The organism is Bacteroidia bacterium, assembly GCA_020852255.1.
In the GTDB taxonomy this organism is placed as follows: domain Bacteria; phylum Bacteroidota; class Bacteroidia; order JADZBD01; family JADZBD01; genus JADZBD01.
Genome location: JADZBD010000025.1, coordinates 84,410 through 103,294 on the forward strand (window position 1 = coordinate 84,410; position 18,885 = coordinate 103,294).

Genomic DNA, 18,885 nt, shown 5'->3' on the forward strand with positions numbered 1-18,885 from the left:
CCTATCTTTGCGGGACTTGAGCGCCCTTCGCAAACTCTTATCCCAAACTGCCGTTTACGGACTCAGCACCATAGTGGGGCGGTTGCTGAACTACCTTCTTGTTCCGCTTTATACCTACCAATTCTCCAATACCGCTGATTATGGAATGGTAGGTGAATTCTACGCCTACGTTTCTTTCCTGAACATCCTGCTCACCTATGGCATGGAAACGGCGCTGTTCAACTTTTCGCGGCAGGCCGATCTTCGCGAAAAAACCTATAGTACTGCGCTTCTGTCTCTTACATTTACTTCCTTTCTGGTGCTGCTTCCGGCCCTTTTCCTTTCCAGAGACATTGCAGCCTGGCTGGGATATCCGGGAAAAGGGGAGTTGGTTTCCGCTGTTGTTGTCATTCTGGTCACCGATGCGCTCTGCGCAATTCCGTTCGCCAAGCTAAGAGAGCAAAACCGCGCCGCACGTTTTGCCTTTCTTAAAACTTTCAATATCCTCATCAACATTGCCATCAATGTGTTTTTTCTCTGGTTCTGTAAAAACCGGCACGCTGCCGGGCTGAGTTGGGGCGAATACTACAACCCCGACATCGGCATCGGCTACGTTTTCATTGCCAATGCCGCGGCGAACCTGGTTACACTGGCATTGTTGCTTCCCTCCTACCTCAACGTACAACTGCGCATTGATTTTGTCTTGTGGAAACGTATGATGGGATATGCCCTGCCTTTGGTTTTGGTAGGACTTGCGGGAATGGTGAACGAAACGCTTGACCGGGTGCTGATCAAGTACCTTGTCAAAACCGGCGATGCCATGGAGCAGGTCGGAATCTATAACGCCTGTTATAAGATTGCGATACTCATGACCATTTTCACACAAGCGTTCCGCTTTGCGGCCGAACCGTTCTTCTTCTCCCACGAAAAAGAAAAAGATTCCCGGAAGACCTATGCAGTGGTTATGACCTGGTTTGTGATCGTTTGTGCGATTCTGTTCCTCGGAACCTTGATGAACCTGTCGTGGATACAATACTTTGTAGGAGTGCCTTACCGCTCGGGGCTGGGTGTAGTTCCCATTCTTCTTTTTGCCAACATTTGCCTTGGCATATATTTCAATCTGTCGATCTGGTACAAACTCACAGGAAAAACAACATTTGGGGCCGTCCTTACCCTTATCGGTGCCGCCATTACGCTGGGTATTAATATTGCCTTTATCCCAACGTTCGGATATATGGCCTCGGCCTGGGCAACCCTTGCATGTTACTCCTCTATGATGGTTCTTTCCTGGCTTATTGGGAATAAACACTATCCTGTTGATTATGACCTCAAAAGAATACTCGGATACCTTGCCGTTTCCTTAGCTTTGTATGGCGTTGCCCGGGTGCTGCCGGATATGGGGACGGTGATTAATTTAGCCGTGAATAATGCCCTGTTGCTGCTATTCATCGGGGGGGTGCTGAAATTTGAAAGAGAGAACATCAAGTCCTTGCTGAACAGAACATGAAGATAAAGATCATTAATCGCTCAAAGCATCCTTTGCCTGCTTATGCCACTGCGGCCGCGGCCGGGATGGATCTTCGCGCCAATCTGGATGCCCCTGTTGCCATAAAGCCGCTGGAGCGTGCGTTGGTTCCCACGGGTCTTTATATGGAACTTCCGGTGGGAGCCGAAGCGCAGATCCGACCCCGGAGCGGATTGGCGGCCAAGCATGGGATTTCTGTTTTGAACTCCCCGGGAACCATTGATGCGGATTATCGCGGAGAAGTGAAAGTGATCCTGGTAAATCTGAGCAACGAGCCATTCGTGATCAATGATGGTGAACGCATCGCACAAATGGTAATTGCCAAACACGAGCAGGCAGAATGGGTGGAAGTTGAAAAATTACAGGACAGCGAGCGAGGGGCCGGCGGTTTCGGCTCCACAGGAAAAATATAACTATGAAAATCATAATACCGATGGCCGGCATGGGAAAGCGTATGCGGCCGCATACCCTGACTACGCCAAAGCCCCTCATTCCTATTGCCGGGAAACCCATGGTGCAGCGCATCGTGGAAGACATTATCTCTGTGTGTGATGAAAAGGTGGATGAAGTCGCTTATGTGGTGGGAAGGTTTGGAAAAGAAGCCGAAAACAACCTGATCATGGTGGCTGAAAAACTCGGAGCCAAAGGAAGCATCTGGTATCAGGATCAGCCTCTGGGAACCGCTCATGCCATTCTTTGCGCCGAGGATTGCCTGACGGGGAAAGTGGTAGTGGCTTTCGCGGATACCCTGTTCCGAGCCGATTTTAAAATGGACTCTTCCAGTGAGGGAACCATCTGGGTGCAAAAAATCGCGGATCCGCGCCCATTTGGAGTGGTGAAACTGGATTCGGCCGGAACCATCACCGACTTTGTGGAAAAACCTCAGGAATTTGTTTCCGACCTTGCCATTATAGGGATCTATTATTTTCGCGACGGAGAGTACCTGAAGAAAGAGCTTCGGTACCTGCTGGACAATAATATCAAGGAAAAAGGCGAGTTTCAGCTGACCAATGCCCTGGAGAATATGAAGAAAAAGGGCACAAAGTTTGTCCCGGGCAAGGTAAGCGAGTGGCTGGACTGCGGGAATAAAGATGCCACGATTTATACAAACTCCAGGATTCTCGAGTTTGTTCAGGACAAGGAACAACTGATTCATCCCAATGCGAATGTGAAGGGCACCATCATACACCCTCCCTGTTTTATCGGAAAAGGAGTCACAATCACCGGAGGCGAGATCGGACCGCACGTTTCGGTAGGAGAAAATACGAACATTGAAAATTCCGTTATTAAGAACAGCATTGTTCAAACAAATTGTAAAATAAAGAACGCCCGGCTCGAAAATTCCATGTTGGGAAATTTTGTAGAATACAATGGCAGCAGTAAAAACGCAAGTCTTGGGGACTACTCTACACACGGCGCTTAAAATCTCTCTGCTGGCTGTGCTGATGCTGGGCGCGCTTCCGGCATGCAAAACTTCGTCTAAAACAGCCGGCGGAAATTCCGGCGGAAAGAAAAAGGAGCTTAGCCTTTATGACAAGCGAAAATTTGAGACCCTTTATTTTGACGGACTGAAGGAAAAAATGCTGGGAAATTATTCCGACGCCCTTGATAAGTTTGTGAAGTCGCTCGGGATAGATCCCTCCGCTTCAGCGCCTCACTATGAGATTGCGCTCGTTTTGCAATCACTCGGACGGAATGAAGAGGCGCTCGGCTACGCTAAAACGGCCGCCGGTCTTGATCCGTCTAATCCCTGGTATCTCATGCTCTATGCGGAGTGCGCGAAGGGGGCCGGTAATTCTGACCTGGCCGCTCAGATCCTTGAAAAAGGAATAAAAACCTTCCCGTCCCGTCAGGATTTCTATTTCCGTCTGGGAGAAATCTATTTGCTTTCCGGCAAATATGAAAAAGCCCTCACGGTATATAACAAACTGGAAGAGCGTACCGGGGTATACGAAGAACTCTCGGTTACCAAACAGAAAATCTGGCTTCGTCTCGGAAACGTAGAGAAGGCCGTTGCCGAAATCCGGAGGCTAAGCGAACAAAATCCAAACGAACCCCGATATGTTCTCATGATGGCCAATCTTCTGTCAAAAGCGAAAGATGAGCGGTGCATGGACTACTTCAACAAGGCGATTCAGATGAATCCTTCCAGCGGCATTCCTCATCTCTACCTGCACGATCATTATCTGCTGCAGGGAAAAGGGACGCAGGCATTTGAAGAACTTAAAACCGCTTTCAGAAGCGGAGATGTCAGCGTTGATTCCAAAACAAAGATCCTGCTGGAATATTACGAACGGACCTCCCGCGACACGTCGCTGATGCGCCAGGCCGACACGCTGATGCGCATTGTTGAGGAGGTTAATCCTACAGATGCACGCACATTCACCGTAATCGGCGATTTCTATTACCGCGATAAAAAATATTCGCAGTCCTACGACGCCTTCATGAAAGCCCTTGCGCTGGATCGCTCCAAATACGCCATCTGGCATCAGGTAATGATCCTGCAGTCGCAACTCGACCTTTATCCCGAAATGAAAAACACGGCCCTGGAGTGTGTGGAGCTTTTTCCCAATGAGCCCGCTCCCTACCTTTTTATGGGAGTATCGCTGATTAAGGAAAACAACAGCAAAGAGGCCATCCTAAAGCTTAAAGCGGGAAAGGAGCTGGTGATTGAAGATCCGCCGATGATGCTGCAGTTCTATTCCTACCTCGGGGAGGCGTATCATAAGGAACAGGACTATAAAAGTTCCGATCTGAGTTTTGACAAAGCGCTTTCGTACGACCCGCGCAACGCTACGGTGCTGAATAATTATGCCTATTACCTTTCGCTGCGGAACACCCAGCTGGAAAAAGCAGAGAAAATGTGCCTGCTGGCCATTGACATTGAGCCGGGGTCGGCCAGCTATCAGGACACGTACGCATGGGTGCTTTATAAGCAAGGAAAATATGCCGATGCAAAAATCTGGCTGGAGAAAGCCATGCTGAACGGAGGCTCCTCCAATCCGAATATTTTGGAGCATTACGGAGATGTTCTGTTCCGGCTGGGAGACAAGGAAAAGGCCCTGCATTTCTGGGAATCGGCTAAAAAAGCAGGAAAAGGGTCTGATCTGCTGGAGAAAAAACTATTGGAGAAAAAACTGCTGGAATGAAATGCGGGAGAATCATACTTTGGCCGGTTTTGCTTTGCGTAATCCTGTCGCTGATACCCGCCTGCAGGCACCGGAAAGAAACGGTAACGGCGCCGCCGCTTGATTCACTCGGCAAATGTCGTCTGGATTATAAATCGGCGAAAACGCTTACCGCTCTGTTGCAGCAAAATCAATTGCACTACACCTATTTCAGTGGAAAATTTGACGCCGAGCTTCTTGTGGACGGAAAGAAACAGGAATTTACCGTGGTGCTCCGAATGAAAAAAGACAGCGTGATCTGGATGTCTATTATTGATCCTGTTCTGGGGGCCGTTGAAGCGGCACGGCTGCTTCTTACACAGGATTCGATAAAAATGATGGACCGCATTCATAAGACCGCATTTGTGGGTACATATGACACCCTTTGTTCCCTCCTGCATACCGACATTGATTTTGAAATTCTGCAAAGTATCATCACCGGAAATCACGTGGCTTTCTACGAAGAGGAGGAAAAACTTCGTCCCGGCATCGACCGGGTTCTTTGTCAATATATGCTTGGCACGGTACGAAAGAAAAAATTCCGCAAGGCCATGACGGGGCAAAAGGAGCTGAAAGAACCCGCACAGAACATCTGGATGAAAGACGGAACCTTCAAGGTGGTGCGTCTTTTCTTCACAGACATTGAGACCCAAAGGACATTTGACGCCAATTATGAGAACTTTCAGCAGGTAGATTCTGTGGCATTTCCCTATAAGATGACATTTTTCATCAAGGCTCAGAAAAACCTTGAGATCCGTTTTGCGTACAAACGAGCCGGGCTGAACAAGGAAACCACCTTTCCATTTCTGATTCCGTCCGGATATGAGGTTCATCGTAAAAAGCCCTGAAATGAAAGCGCTCCTTCCCTCCCTCCTCCTCCTCCTGGCCGTTGCCCTGAGTCTCGGCCCTGAGCCCGTAGCCTTCGGGAGCGGAGGAAACGCCAGCAAGAAGAAAAAAGAACTGGAGGAGAAGAAAAAAAAATTACAGCAAGAGATCGAATACAAGAAAAAACTTCTGGATGAGGTAAAGGGAAACAAAAGCCGGTCCATGCTTCTGCTGGCAATCATCAATAACAAAATGAAAGATCAGGAAGATCTTATTCAAACGCTGAATGCGGAGCTCAATGAATTGGGTGTGCTGATCGATCAGAAAAAAACGGAAATCCGGCACGCAGAAGACGATCTGGCCAGGCTGAAAGCCGAATACGCCCGCATGGTAATTTCCGCCTACAAGGGCCGGAATGCCAACGATAAACTTCTTTTTCTTTTTGCTTCCGAAGATTTCGGACAGGCTTACAAACGGCTGAAGTATTTTGAAGTATATACGCACCACCGGGCACTCCGGGCAAAAGAACTTGCCGGACAGCGAGATGCCCTTCGTGAGCGCATGCTTGAACTGGAAAATAAAAAATCTGAACAGCATTCTCTGCTTGGCCAAAGCGAAGATGAAAAACGATCACTCGGGAAGCAGAAGGATGAAAAAGAAACCCTGATAGGCGATCTGAAGAAAAAAGAGAAAGAGCTTAAGGATGAGGTGAAGAAAAAGAAAGAGATGGCCGACAAGATCAAAAAACAGATCGACAAGCTGATTGAAGAAGAAATCCGGAAATATGCCACCCGGGAACCCGATCCCAAAGCCGACCCTAAAAAGAAAACACCAAAGATCAAACTGACGCCTGAAGAAGAGCTGGTGAATACCGGCTTTGAAGGTAACCGGGGAAAATTACCCTGGCCCGTAAAGGAAGGTGTTATTGTACAGCATTTCGGCACCTATTTACATCCCGAACTGAAGAATATTGAACTAAACAGCAATGGGGTGGATATTACCACAAACAAAGGGGCGGGGGTGCGTGCTGTCTATGATGGCGAGGTGGTGGTGGCCGGTTCTCTCGGAGCGGTTGCCGGGAAGGTGGTAATTATCAAACACGGAGAATATTTCACTGTGTATCAGGGACTGGAGGAGTTGAATGTGAAAAAAGGTGATAAGGTAAAAACCAAGCAACAGATCGGGATAGTGATTATTAACGATAACAATGAGTCAGAACTGCATTTTGAGATTTATCGCGGTAAATCACTGCAGGATCCGGAGCACTGGATCTCCCGCGCCTAGGTCCTTTTGTCTCCTGTTTCTTCGTATATTTGTAATATAATAATTCAACCATGACGCAAGCCATCCTTCTCTGGTCTCTCGGCACTACGGAGATCATACTTATCGTAGCGGTGATTCTTCTGATGTTCGGAGGCAAGAAAATTCCCGAACTGATGCGCGGTCTCGGTCAGGGAGTTCGTGAATTCAAGGATGCTTCCAAAGGCGATAAGAAAGATAATTCGCCGGAGAAAAACAGCTGAGTTCCTCCCGCTTATCGTGAATTACACTTCATATACGGAGATTCGTCCCGCCATTCTCTCCGGAAACATCTCCGTTACCCGGATCGTTGAACATTTTTTGGGTGAAATTAATTCACACCGGGGGTTGAACGCCTTTCTGGAGGTTTTTACAGATTCAGCCCTTGCCACATCCCGGAGACTGGACAGCGAACTCAAAGAGGGCAAAAGCGGCCGCCTGACCGGAATGGTCATCGCCATAAAAGACAATATCGCCTATGCAGGCCATCGCGTTTCCTGCGCTTCCCGTATCCTCGAAGGTTACGTTTCTCCCTATACAGCCACCGCCCTTCAACGCCTGATACAAGAGGGTGCAGTGGTCATCGGACGCACCAACTGCGATGAGTTTGCAATGGGAAGCAGCAACGAAAATTCTGCATTCGGCCCGGTAAAAAACCCGCACGATGTTTCACGTGTCCCCGGAGGCTCTTCAGGAGGTTCCGCTGCTGCCGTTGCTGCCGGACTGTGTATGGTTGCGCTGGGGAGCGATACCGGAGGTTCCATCCGTCAGCCCGCTTCCTTCTGCGGTGTGGTGGGATATAAACCAACCTACGGACGGGTTTCCCGCTATGGTCTTCTCGCCTATGCTTCCTCGTTCGATCAGATCGGACCGTTGAGCCGTAACGTAAGCGACGCTGTGCTGGCTATGGAGATTATGGCCGGAAAAGATGAAATGGACGCCACCTCGCTTTCGCGCCCGTTCCATCTGAAAAAAGAAAAATACAACGGAGAAAAGGTGCGCGCAGCCTATCTGAAAGATTGCCTGGAGCACCCTGCCCTGGATCCGGAAGTGAAAAAAAACACGCTGGCTGTTATTGAGTCCCTGCGCAAAGCAGGACATACGGTGGAAGGGGTGGATTTCCCGTATATTGATTACCTGGTGCCTGCCTACTATGTTCTTACTACAGCGGAAGCCTCTTCTAATCTTTCCCGTTACGACGGCGTTCATTTCGGATACCGAAGCCATGCGGCTACCGATCTTGAAAGCACCTACCGGCTTTCCCGCTCCGAAGGCTTCGGAGATGAGGTAAAGCGCCGCATCATGCTGGGAACTTTTGTGCTCAGCGCCGGATATTACGATGCGTATTATTCCAAAGCGCAAAAAGTAAGGCAGGTGTTACGGAAAAAAACCAACGACATCTTCTCAAATTACCACCTCATCCTCTCTCCTACTACCCCCGGAGCTGCGTTCCGCCACGGCGAAATTTCTGATCCCATAAAAATGTACCTGGAAGATATTTTTACCGTTCTGGCCAACGAATCAGGATGTCCTGCTATTTCACTTCCGCTCTGCACTCTTCCCGGCGGACTACCTGCAGGAACCCAGTTTATGGCTCCTCAGGGTAAGGATGAATGGCTTTTGACCTTCGCGGAACATCTTGTGCCTCTGTAAGTCCCTCTTTTCCACATTGCTCTGTAGATAAGCCCCTGTTCCGGCGGGAATTCCCGCTTGTTTTTGTCCCTAAAATTGCGATATTTATCCCTCTTTCGGAGGAACCCTTCGAAGGTGGAAACGTTAAAAGGTGTATGATCAGGCCGGGATCCATTCGCGAAATCGTTTTAGGTGCAGTTTTTTCACTGCTTTCTCTTCCCTGCTTATCTCAGTCTGCTCCGGGCTTTCAGGACGACCCAATCGCTGCCATGCTGGATTCGCTGGTACAGCTGAACATATTTGAAAAAACCGGAAAACCTCTTTCGGGCGCTGCCAAGTATAACTACGCTCCTGACAGTGTTCCACGTTTCTCCGATGCGATCATCGCTCAGCGCCTGTCGAGACTCGATGCTACCAGTCCGTTTGATATGGTTTACAACGATCAGGTGAAGGGCTATATCGAAATGTATGCCTACCGCAAACGTCAGTTGATGGCTAAGGTGCTGGGATTATCGGAGCTTTATTTCCCTTTGTTTGAAGAAACCCTGGATAAATACAACATGCCCCTGGAATTAAAATACCTCGCTGTGATTGAATCGGCGCTGAATCCCAATGCCAAATCCAGAGCGGGTGCAATGGGATTGTGGCAATTTATGTATGGTACCGGAAAGCTATACGGGCTTAAGGTGACATCTTACCTGGATGAGCGCTGTGATCCGCGACTGGCAACGGAAGCTGCCTGCCAGTACCTGCAGTTTTTATATGAAACCTTTGGCGACTGGCAAATGGCCCTGGCCGCTTACAATTGTGGCCCCGGAAACATCAACAAGGCCATCCGGCGTTCCGGAGGTAAGAAAACGTACTGGGAGGTCCGGCCCTATCTTCCGAAAGAAACGCAGGGCTATGTACCCTCCTTCATCGCCGTGACCTATGTTATGAATTATGCAGCTGAACACAACCTGTCGACCCTGTCTCCCAAAAAAGGCTTTTTCCAGATAGATACCGTTCACATCAAGCAAACGGTATCCTTCGCACAGGTAAGTGCGGTACTGGATATACCGGTAGAAGACCTGGTTTACCTTAATCCGGTATACAAGCGAAACCATATCCCCGTTCTGCCCGGTCAAACCATGGTGCTTACGCTTCCTGTTTCAAGAGTGGGAAGCTTCATCAATAACGAGAGCTCGATTTACAAATACATCAAGGAAGACTCTGTTCTGGCGGGCATGATCACAAAGGAGGTTCAGAAAACTCACACCGTTAAAAGCGGAGAAAAGATCAATTCCATTGCGAACCGCTACAAATGTACTGTAGCAGACATAATGACGTGGAACGGTCTTACCAGCTACAAACTCAAGCCCGGTCAGAAATTAACCATTTACGTTCCTGCAAAAGGAACTGCCCCCGCCCCTTCACCGGTTGTAAGCAATAAAAAGCCCATTGCTCCAAAAGATAAAACGGTAGCAGTGAATACTGCCCCCGGGGATGGCAAGTATAAATACCATATCATACGCAATGGAGACAACCTGTGGACCCTCGCACAGAAGTACGGCACAACCGTCGAAAACCTTAAACAGCTTAATGGTTTCGGGAAAAAGTACAGCCTTGTGCCCGGACAAAAAATCAAGATTGGTAGCGAGAAAGGATAAATACTCTGCGCGAAGGCAAGGCCGCCCTTTTTGTTCGTACTCCTAACTACTTTTTGAGAATATAAATCTGCGATGACCAGGTGCCATCCCGTGTGCTTGCCTTCAGGTTTGAGACAAGACCGTTCCACGTGGAACCAAGCAGGCTTCCCCTGCCGGTGTTTCGGTCGCTAAGCATACTTACGTAATAGCTATCGAATTTCATGGGCAGTGTTCCTGTTAAACGAAATCCTTCCGCTTCAAACAGCCTCTGGATATCCTCTCTCCTGAAGTGATAAAGGTGCCTTGGTAAATCGTAGGCTGCCCACTCCGACTTATACTTTTCCGCATCCCAAGAAGAGCGGTTAGGCACAGCAATAACAGCCACACCTCCTGCAGACAACAAAGAGTAGATCTGCCTCGCGCGCTCTTTAAGAGAATGAACATGCTCCAGGACATGCCACATTGTTATTACATCGAATGAAGCCTTCTCCAGCGCATTAATCTGGCTCTCCTCCCCTACCACCAGCGAGTAATTCGTTTGGGCAAATGTTCTTGCCTTGAGGGAGGGCTCTATTCCGCTAACGACAAGTCCTGCAAGGGAACAGACGTTTAAGAATTCCCCGGTTCCGCAACCAATATCCAGCAGGCGAATCTCTCGTTTTCCCGGATGCTGACCAACCACCAGAGCAAGCTTTCTCCTTAGTGTATAATCCCTCACCCGGCGATACAAAGCTCCCATCAGTCCCCTGGACTTTCCACTATGAGAAATATATTCCTCGCTCTCGTAATATCGCCCAATCTCGCCCGGTCCCGGCCTGGGATTAGTGAACCAAAACCCGCAGCTCTCACATTCAGAGATAGTAAATGTTTCACGTGAAACAGTGTAATCCACGCAGGCCTGAACAGCCCTGAATCCGGGCTTTTCACATATTGGGCATTGATGTAAAGTCTCCATAAGTCAGTATAAAATTAGAATAGCTCGCAGTAAGTTCCACGTGGAACTCACCTGCCGAGATAAACCATCAAAACAGAAATGTCGCTGGGGCTGACTCCGCTGATCCTTAGCGCCTGCCCAATGGTTCTGGGACGAATCTGTCCCAGCTTTTGCCTGGCCTCAGAACTCAGGGAATTCAATTTGTCATAATCAAAATCTGCAGAAATCTGGATTCCTTCCAGGCGCTTCAGCTTCTCTGCCTCGCTGCTTTCCTTGTCTATGTATCCTTCGTATTTCATCCGAATCTCGGCTGCCTCCACTACCAATTCCGCGCTAAGCATAATTTCTTCTACCAAAGGCATTCCCTGCTCTGCGAAATCTTTGATTCGCATGTCCGGTCTCGTAAGTAATCCAAACATTTTTGTTTTCTGCCGAATAGGCGCGCTACCCTTCGCCGTAAGCACAGCGTTTATCTGCTCAGGAGAAATGCTATCGCTTTTGAATCGTTTAACCAACCCCTCTACTGCATCATACTTTTCCCTTTTGCACTTCACTCTATCTTCCCCAGCCAGCCCAATGCTTGCTGAAATCTCCGTTAGCCGCTCGTCTGCGTTATCCTGCCGTAAAAGAATTCTGTATTCTGCTCTGGATGTAAACATCCTGTAGGGCTCCTCTGTGCCCTTTGTAACCAAATCATCTATAAGCACTCCAATGTATGCTTCCGACCTCTTAAGCACAAAGGGCTCCTTTCCTCTGATTTTTAACACTGCGTTTATCCCAGCCGATAGTCCCTGGCATGCCGCTTCCTCGTATCCTGTTGTTCCGTTAACCTGGCCCGCGAAATACAACCCCTCAACAGCCTTTGATTCCAGGGTAGGGTAGAGCTGCTCAGGAGGGAAATAATCATACTCAATAGCGTATCCGGGCCTAAAGAACCTTACATTCTCAAACCCGGGTACCTGCTGAAGGGCTCTGAATTGTACCTCCTCAGGAAGAGAGGTAGAGAATCCGTTCACATAAAACTCCTCGGTTTCCCATCCATCCGGTTCAACAAAAATCTGGTGACGCTCACGCTCCGCAAACCGGTTAATTTTGTCCTCTATACTCGGACAATACCGCGGTCCTTGTCCCTGAATTCTTCCCGTGAACATCGGTGACCTTTCAAAGCCTGTCTTAAGAATATCATGCACCGCCGGATTAGTAAAAGTGATATGACAGGGTCGCTGTTTACGTCCACTCGGGTTAGCTGCAGAGAGTAGGGGAGATTGATGAGGTAAAAAAGAAAACGTTCCCGGATTTTCATCTCCGGGTTGTAATTCCATTCTGGAAAAATCGAGCGAGCGTCCGTCAACTCTTGGAGGAGTGCCCGTCTTCATTCTACCGGATTTAATTCCGAGCGAGACCATCTGCTCCGTTATCCCAACAGACGCTCCTTCGCCAACCCTTCCTCCTCCAAACTGCTTTTCTCCAATATGAATAATACCATTGAGAAAAGTGCCACCGGTAATGATCACTGCATTTGCATTTATCATTTCTCCAAGGCCGGTGCGAACTCCTTTCGCCGCACCATTTTCTACAATAACCGAAGTAACAATGTCCTGCCAGAAGTGAAGGGTTGGTATCCTCTCCAGTAGCCTTCTCCATTCATTGGTAAACATTTCCCGGTCGTTCTGGGTTCTCGGACTCCACATAGCCGGTCCCTTTGAACGGTTTAGCATTCTGAACTGAATGGCCGTTCGGTCGCTAATAATCCCTGAAAGTCCTCCAATAGCGTCTATCTCCCTGATTATCTGACCTTTAGCTATACCTCCCATTGCAGGGTTACAGCTCATCTGGGCCATTTTGGTCATGTCCATTGTAATGAGCAATGTGGCGCAGCCCATATTTGCGGCGGCGGCGGCGGCTTCACAGCCAGCATGCCCCGCCCCAACAACGATCAGGTCATAGGTTTTGAACACGTTATTAACAAAAGGGGCGCAAAGGTAACTAAAAGCCGCGAAGCAGCTTGCGCACCGGCAGAGAGGATAAACTGTAAATTATTTACCTCTTTGTTCTTTCCAGAGCTGGTTAAATGATTTCGGAGCCACTTCAGGCATCTCCCGGCGATCGCCCCAGGACTTTCTGAAGAATTGCCGCAGCATAAAGTTTTTAAGCTTTGCCCCGCCCTTTTCCATGACGGATCTCTTCATCATGGCTTTCTTCCAGAAGTACCAGGTCCAGTTCTCGGTTTTTCCCGTTGTTTTTTCAGCAACGGAGTCTCTCCGGTTAAGCAGGAGCAGATGGTGAATGTCGATTTTCACCGGGCACACCTCTGTACAACGGCCGCAAAGAGAAGAAGAATAGGAGAGGTGCTTAAAGTCGGACATTCCTCTCATGTGGGGCGTAATAACGCTTCCGATGGGGCCGCTGTAAGTGGTATTATAGGCATGACCACCCACTCCCTGATAAATCGGACAAGCGTTCAGGCAGGCGCCGCAGCGAATGCAATGCAGTCCTCTGCGCTGCTCGGGCTGTGCGAGCAGATTGGTACGTCCGTTATCCAACAGTATCACATACATTTCCTCAGGTCCGTCCTTTTCGCCCGGCTGGCGAGGTCCTGTGCAAATGGTATTATATACCGTAATATTCTGTCCCGTGCCGTGTGTAGCAAGCAGCGACCAGAAAAGGTCCAGGTCGTTGAGAGAGGGAATAAGCTTTTCAATTCCAACAATTGCGATATGAATCTTCGGCCATGCAACCGACATCATGGCATTCCCCTCGTTTTCTGTAACTGCAACTGCTCCGATGTCCGCAATCAGGAAATTTCCGCCGGTAACTCCCACTTCCGCTTTTACATATTTCTCTCTCAGCAATTTTCTCACATGAGATACAATGTCCTGCGGCTTCCAGTCGGGTGGTGTACCCTGTTTTTCATGAAATGTTTTTGCCACGTCTTCTTTTGAAAGGTGCATGGCAGGAGTTACAATATGATACGGTGGTTCGTTGCGAAGCTGCTGGATATATTCCCCAAGATCTGTTTCGAGTGATTCCATTCCGAATTTTTCCACATGGTGATTAAAGTGGACCTCTTCGGTGGTCATAGATTTGGATTTAACAACGCTTTTATATCCCAGCGCCTGCATGATCTTCACCACCTCCGACATGCACTCTTCCGCATCCTGGGCCCAAAGAACTTTTCCGCCCCGTTTTAAAAAATTTGCCTCGAATTCGATCAGGTATTTATCCAGGTGATCTATGACCCTGGTCTTGATTGCGGAAGCGCGTTGCCGGGCCAGCTCCAGCTGCTCATACTGTTTTTTCCCTTCCACCACCTTTTTGTCATACTGGGTAATGTTGAAGCGCAGCTTTCGCCGGTGTTCCGCATCAAACACCTTTTGCCCTGCGGCATCCAAAAAGGAGTCTATAAATTCCCTGCTCATTTACTGCTTTTATTTCGCAGGATTGGTGCCGGATCGTTGGCAATCATCCATGCTGTGAAGAAAACAAGGCGGGCTCTTTTTTCCAGGAGCGGATAAATGATCTTATGCTCTTCGTCGCTTTCCCGGTGATAATCCTCGTGTACGCCGTTAAAATAAAAGATAACAGGAACCCCGTTCCTTGCAAAATTATAGTGATCGGAACGGTAATAAAATCGGTTTTTGTCTTCAATATCGTTGAAGGTATAGTCCAGGGTGAGGCGGGTATAAATATAGTTCGATTCTTCGTTCGTATTATGAACCTGGGTGCTGATCTTATCGGATCCAATCACATATACATAATTGCTGTCGGCAACATGTTTCTTGTCCACTCTGCCGATCATGTCGATATTCAGGTTACATACGGTTTTAGCCAGAGGGTATACCGGATGTTTTACATAATACTTTGAGCCGAGCAGTCCTTTTTCCTCTCCTGAAAAGCCGATAAAAACAATGCTTCTTCTCGGGCCATGGCCGTTCCGCTTTGCTTCAGCAAAAGCCTGTGCCAGTTCCAAAAGAGTAACGCTTCCTGATCCATCGTCGTCCGCACCGTTATACACAACCTTTAGCTTTTTCCCAAGATGATCATAATGCGCAGAGATCACAATAAACTCATTCTTCAGATCCGTGCCCTCAATAAAGGCGATCACGTTTTCTGATTTAAGTTTTATTATTGTTTTTTGTGTTGTGTCTTTGTCCCGCGTGTTGATTTCATAAACCTGAAAATAAGAGGTATCTCCTGGCGGAAGCGCTCCGTTCTTTTTAAATTCGGAAGCCAGATATTTCGCCGCCTTTTTCTGTCCTTTCTTTCCGGATTCTCTTCCTTCGAATTTATCTCCTGCAAATATCTGCAGGTGCTTTTTCAGATCTTTCCTGTCAATAAACTGTGCATAGCGCGCCGCCACAGAATCGTATTGTGACCACATAAAAGCCGGAAGGAAGAGTATCGCCAGAAAAGCCTTCAGCATGACAGATCTATCTTTTCTACCCGTTGCTGATGTCGTCCGCCTTCGAAAACAGCATTCAGGAAAGCGTCAACGCACTTTTGTGCTTCCTCTTTTGAGATAAAGCGGGCGGGCAGTGAAAGAATATTTGCATTGTTGTGCTGCCGGGCAAGCGCCGCCACTTCTTCGTTCCAGCACAATGCTGCCCGTATTCCGGGGTGCTTATTGGCCGCCATGCTTATTCCGTTTCCGCTTCCGCAGATGAGAACACCGAATCCGGAACGGCCTTGCAGAATATCTTCTGCTACCTGGTGTGCATAGTCCGGATAATCTGTTCTTTCCGGAGAATAACATCCGCGGTCGCTGACGCTATGGCCGGATTTCTCCAGATAATGGCGTATCTCTTCTTTGAGATCAAATCCCGCGTGATCGGAACCTATTGATATGTTCAGGCCCATGTTTCCTCACAAAAGTATTGGAATTCAGGGAGAAAAAGAACTTTAAAGTCCGATCGGAAAGGAATAACAATTTTCCAACAATTCCTGTCTGTTTTCTGTTCATCTCTGTTACATTCTTCTGAAATCATTCTTGTGTATTGTTCATAAAGCCATCCCCTGTGTATTTTTCCGGATTATCCTGCTTTCTTATTCCTCTTCTTTTGACATCTTCCCACATAAATATATGCTCTTATGAACCGTTTCAAAAGGCAGAATCCATCAACAGTTGAGTTTACTAACACGTGTTTATTACTTTCATTAAAATCTAACTATCAACACATTAAGAGAAATAACCTTGTTTAAAGCAAGTTGAAGTACTGTTAGAAGGCAAGAAACCAATAGCCTTTCTTTTAAAAAACTGACAATACTAACAGCCTAATAAAGAGAACATAATAAGTAACTTTAAAATATATTTTATTCTTTATGTCTGTGAATGTTCATAACCTGATTAAGAAAGGATTTGTTGATGCAAAGACAGATACCTCGCTTGACCTTTTTGAGGAGATTAGTAAACTTAAAAAACAGAAGAATGCGGTTATTCTGGCACATTATTACCAGGAACCGGATATTCAGGATATAGCAGATTATGTTGGCGACAGCTTGGGTCTTTCCGAACAGGCAGCCGCAACAAACGCGGATATTATTGTTTTCGCCGGCGTACACTTTATGGCCGAGACTGCAAAAATTCTGAGTCCCGGAAAAAAAGTATTACTTCCGGATTTAAATGCGGGTTGTTCACTGGCCGATGATTGTCCGGCGGATCAATTCGAGACTTTTATTAAAAAACATCCCGGACATGTGGTTATTTCTTATGTGAATTGTTCTGCAGCAGTAAAAGCTTTGACAGATATCGTATGCACCTCCAGTAACGCATTACATATCGTTAAAAGCATTCCTCCCGAACAGGGAATTATTTTTGCTCCTGACAGGAATTTGGGAAGATACATAATGAAACAAACCGGAAGGAAAATGGTTTTGTGGGACGGATCCTGTATGGTTCACGAATTATTTTCGTTGGAAAAGATTCAGGCGCTGAAAGCGGAACATCCCGGCGCTCGTTTTATTGCTCATCCGGAATGCGAAGAGGCGTTGCTAAATAGTGCGGACTATGTGGGGTCTACATCGGGTCTTCTGGCTTACACAAAGAAAACACCCGCAAATGCATTTATCGTGGCTACTGAAGCAGGAATTCTGCATCAGATGCGTCTGGCCTCTCCCGATAAAACATTCATTGCCGCACCTCCCGGAAACACTTGTGCCTGTAATGATTGTCCGCACATGAAGCTGAATACCCTGGAAAAGGTTTACAATTGCATGAATTACGAACTGCCGGAAATAACCCTTCCCGCAGAATTAATTGAAAAGGCTGCCAGACCAATACACCGGATGCTGGAACTATCTGAAAAGTTGGGCCTCTGATCAAAAAAACGTAACTTTAAGGAGGGTATGTCTGTTATGAGCAAAGTATTCATTGTTATTATTGGACTGTTTTTTTTTCACCCGTGTTTTTCACAGGGCGGAGGGGAAAACACAAACCCGAACGGTTACAATAAATTCTATTACGACAATGGAAAAATTTCCAGCGAAGGAACGCTGAAGAACGGCAAACCGGAAGGTTACTGGAAAACCTATTATCCGAACGGCAACCTGAAGACAGAGGGTAACCGGAAAGAGTTCAAGCTCGACAGCGTCTGGAAATTTTACGGCGAAGACGGGAAACTTCAAACGACCATTACGTACCGTGAGGACCGGAAGGAAGGAGTAAAAATTTCATTTGATCCGGAGGGACGAATGGTACTGGAAGAGAGATATGAAAAAAACCTGCGGCATGGTATATCTACAGCCTACTACCCGAACGGAAAAATTAAATCAACAGTCCCCTTCGATAAGGGAAAGGAGGAAGGAACAGCCTTTGAATACGACGGAGATGGCAATGTAACACGCATGGTAGAATATACCTTCGGATTCATGAAGGATCAGCAGGTGGTGAACCGAAAGGACGGGGAGGGAAGGAAGACGGGGATGTGGAAAGAGTTTTATCCCGATTGGAAAATAAAGAACGAGGCAACCTACCTGGAAGGAAAAAAGAATGGGTATTACAAGGAATTTGACACTAACGGACAGCTGCTGAATGTGTATAAATATTTTATGGATTCCCTCATCAAGGATGCGCCTGAGTTGGCAAAGCTGGATGTGAAAACTGAATACTACGAAGACGGGACCAAGAAATACGAGGGAACATTCAAAGATGGAAAGCCGGAAGGAATTCACAACCTGTTCAGTCCCGAGGGAGTGGTGATCAAAACTAAAGTGTATACGGAAGGAATACTTTCAGGAGCGGGCATCATGGATGCTGCCGGTAACGAGCAAGGACCCTGGGAGGAGTTTCATGCCAATGGTCAGCTGAAGGGGAAGGGCGAGTATAAGGACGGAAAAAGAATAGGCGACTGGTCGTTTTATCACATCAATGGAAAACTGGAACAAAAAGGCAAGTACGACAAAAAGGGAAGAGCACAGGGAGTATGGAAATGGTATTATGAGGGCGGAAACCTTTTAAGGGAAGAGAATTACCTGGACGGACAACGAGAGGGCGCCATGACAGAGTACAGCGACAGCGGAAGTGTAATTACCCGCGGTGATTTTCTGGAAGGCATGAAAGAAGGGAAATGGGAATATTGTATGGGCGACTATAAAGAATCCGGAGAATACAAGGGAGGACAGATGTCGGGCGAATGGAACGCCTGGTTTATTTCTAATAAGCAATTGAAATGGAAGGTAAGCTTTGTAGACGGAAATCCGGACGGAAAATACAAGGAATATACCATCGGCGGCCAGCCGTTGAGAGAAGGAAAATACGTAATGGGAACGAAGGATGGAGACTGGAGATACTGGGGATACAATGAAGAAACCGGCGCCTTGGAATACATTCTGACCATCACATATAAGGACGGCAAAGAGACCAAATGGGACAACTTTCCTGTGAAACCGTTTACGGAGTAA

Annotated in this window: 16 protein-coding genes; 11 read left to right on the plus strand and 5 right to left on the minus strand. The window is 47.5% G+C overall.

Annotation, left to right across the window (positions count from 1 at the left end):
* Nucleotides 1–16 precede the first annotated feature (16 nt).
* From IT233_13775 to IT233_13815, 9 genes are all read left to right on the plus strand, one after another.
* The gene (locus IT233_13775) at nt 17–1,486 is read left to right on the plus strand and encodes an oligosaccharide flippase family protein (GenBank protein ID MCC7303704.1); all 1,470 of its coding nucleotides are present in this window, start codon (nt 17–19) and stop codon (nt 1,484–1,486) included.
* The gene (dut, locus tag IT233_13780) at nt 1,483–1,917 is read left to right on the plus strand and encodes a dUTP diphosphatase (protein ID MCC7303705.1); all 435 of its coding nucleotides are present in this window, start codon (nt 1,483–1,485) and stop codon (nt 1,915–1,917) included. Before IT233_13775 ends, dut begins: the two co-directional genes overlap by 4 nt.
* A gap of 2 nt (nt 1,918–1,919) precedes the next feature.
* Nucleotides 1,920–2,927 (plus strand): NTP transferase domain-containing protein, encoded by a 1,008-nt coding sequence (locus tag IT233_13785; protein MCC7303706.1) that lies wholly within the window; start codon nt 1,920–1,922, stop codon nt 2,925–2,927.
* Complete coding sequence (locus IT233_13790) at nt 2,875–4,653, plus strand: tetratricopeptide repeat protein (GenBank protein MCC7303707.1); 1,779 nt, start codon at nt 2,875–2,877, stop codon at nt 4,651–4,653. Before IT233_13785 ends, IT233_13790 begins: the two co-directional genes overlap by 53 nt.
* A complete protein-coding gene (locus IT233_13795; protein MCC7303708.1) occupies nt 4,650–5,519 on the plus strand; it encodes a DUF4292 domain-containing protein in 870 nt (289 codons plus the stop codon). The genes IT233_13790 and IT233_13795 overlap by 4 nt, the downstream gene beginning before the upstream one ends.
* Nucleotides 5,494–6,780 (plus strand): peptidoglycan DD-metalloendopeptidase family protein, encoded by a 1,287-nt coding sequence (locus tag IT233_13800; GenBank protein MCC7303709.1) that lies wholly within the window; start codon nt 5,494–5,496, stop codon nt 6,778–6,780. The genes IT233_13795 and IT233_13800 overlap by 26 nt, the downstream gene beginning before the upstream one ends.
* 50 nt (nt 6,781–6,830) lie before the next feature.
* A complete protein-coding gene (locus IT233_13805; protein MCC7303710.1) occupies nt 6,831–7,019 on the plus strand; it encodes a twin-arginine translocase TatA/TatE family subunit in 189 nt (62 codons plus the stop codon).
* Nucleotides 6,970–8,448 carry an Asp-tRNA(Asn)/Glu-tRNA(Gln) amidotransferase subunit GatA gene (gatA, locus tag IT233_13810; GenBank protein ID MCC7303711.1) on the plus strand — a complete coding sequence of 493 codons (1,479 nt, stop codon included), beginning with the start codon at nt 6,970–6,972 and terminating at the stop codon, nt 8,446–8,448. The genes IT233_13805 and gatA overlap by 50 nt, the downstream gene beginning before the upstream one ends.
* Nucleotides 8,449–8,582: 134 nt before the next feature.
* The gene (locus IT233_13815) at nt 8,583–10,076 is read left to right on the plus strand and encodes a transglycosylase SLT domain-containing protein (GenBank protein ID MCC7303712.1); all 1,494 of its coding nucleotides are present in this window, start codon (nt 8,583–8,585) and stop codon (nt 10,074–10,076) included.
* A 46-nt stretch (nt 10,077–10,122) separates the two neighbouring features.
* Here IT233_13815 and IT233_13820 read toward each other — a convergent pair whose 3' ends face one another.
* The 5 genes from IT233_13820 to rpiB form a co-directional block, all read right to left on the minus strand.
* On the minus strand, nt 10,123–11,010 hold the full coding sequence (locus IT233_13820; protein MCC7303713.1) for a class I SAM-dependent methyltransferase: 888 nt from the start codon (nt 11,008–11,010) through the stop codon (nt 10,123–10,125).
* Between the two features lie 47 nt (nt 11,011–11,057).
* Entirely contained in the window at nt 11,058–12,947 is a 1,890-nt protein-coding gene (gene mnmG, locus IT233_13825) for a tRNA uridine-5-carboxymethylaminomethyl(34) synthesis enzyme MnmG (protein MCC7303714.1), read from the minus strand.
* Nucleotides 12,948–13,025: 78 nt separating this feature from the next.
* Nucleotides 13,026–14,408: a lactate utilization protein gene (locus tag IT233_13830; protein ID MCC7303715.1), complete on the minus strand. Its 1,383-nt coding sequence runs from the start codon at nt 14,406–14,408 to the stop codon at nt 13,026–13,028.
* Nucleotides 14,405–15,412: a M28 family peptidase gene (locus IT233_13835; protein MCC7303716.1), complete on the minus strand. Its 1,008-nt coding sequence runs from the start codon at nt 15,410–15,412 to the stop codon at nt 14,405–14,407. The genes IT233_13830 and IT233_13835 overlap by 4 nt, the downstream gene beginning before the upstream one ends.
* A complete protein-coding gene (gene rpiB / locus IT233_13840) occupies nt 15,406–15,846 on the minus strand; it encodes a ribose 5-phosphate isomerase B (GenBank protein MCC7303717.1) in 441 nt (146 codons plus the stop codon). Before rpiB ends, IT233_13835 begins: the two co-directional genes overlap by 7 nt.
* 462 nt (nt 15,847–16,308) lie before the next feature.
* Between rpiB and nadA the strand changes: the two genes are divergently transcribed.
* Together nadA and IT233_13850 are read left to right on the plus strand one after the other, a co-directional pair.
* Nucleotides 16,309–17,304 (plus strand): quinolinate synthase NadA, encoded by a 996-nt coding sequence (gene nadA / locus IT233_13845; protein ID MCC7303718.1) that lies wholly within the window; start codon nt 16,309–16,311, stop codon nt 17,302–17,304.
* A gap of 36 nt (nt 17,305–17,340) precedes the next feature.
* On the plus strand, nt 17,341–18,885 hold the full coding sequence (locus IT233_13850) for a hypothetical protein (protein MCC7303719.1): 1,545 nt from the start codon (nt 17,341–17,343) through the stop codon (nt 18,883–18,885).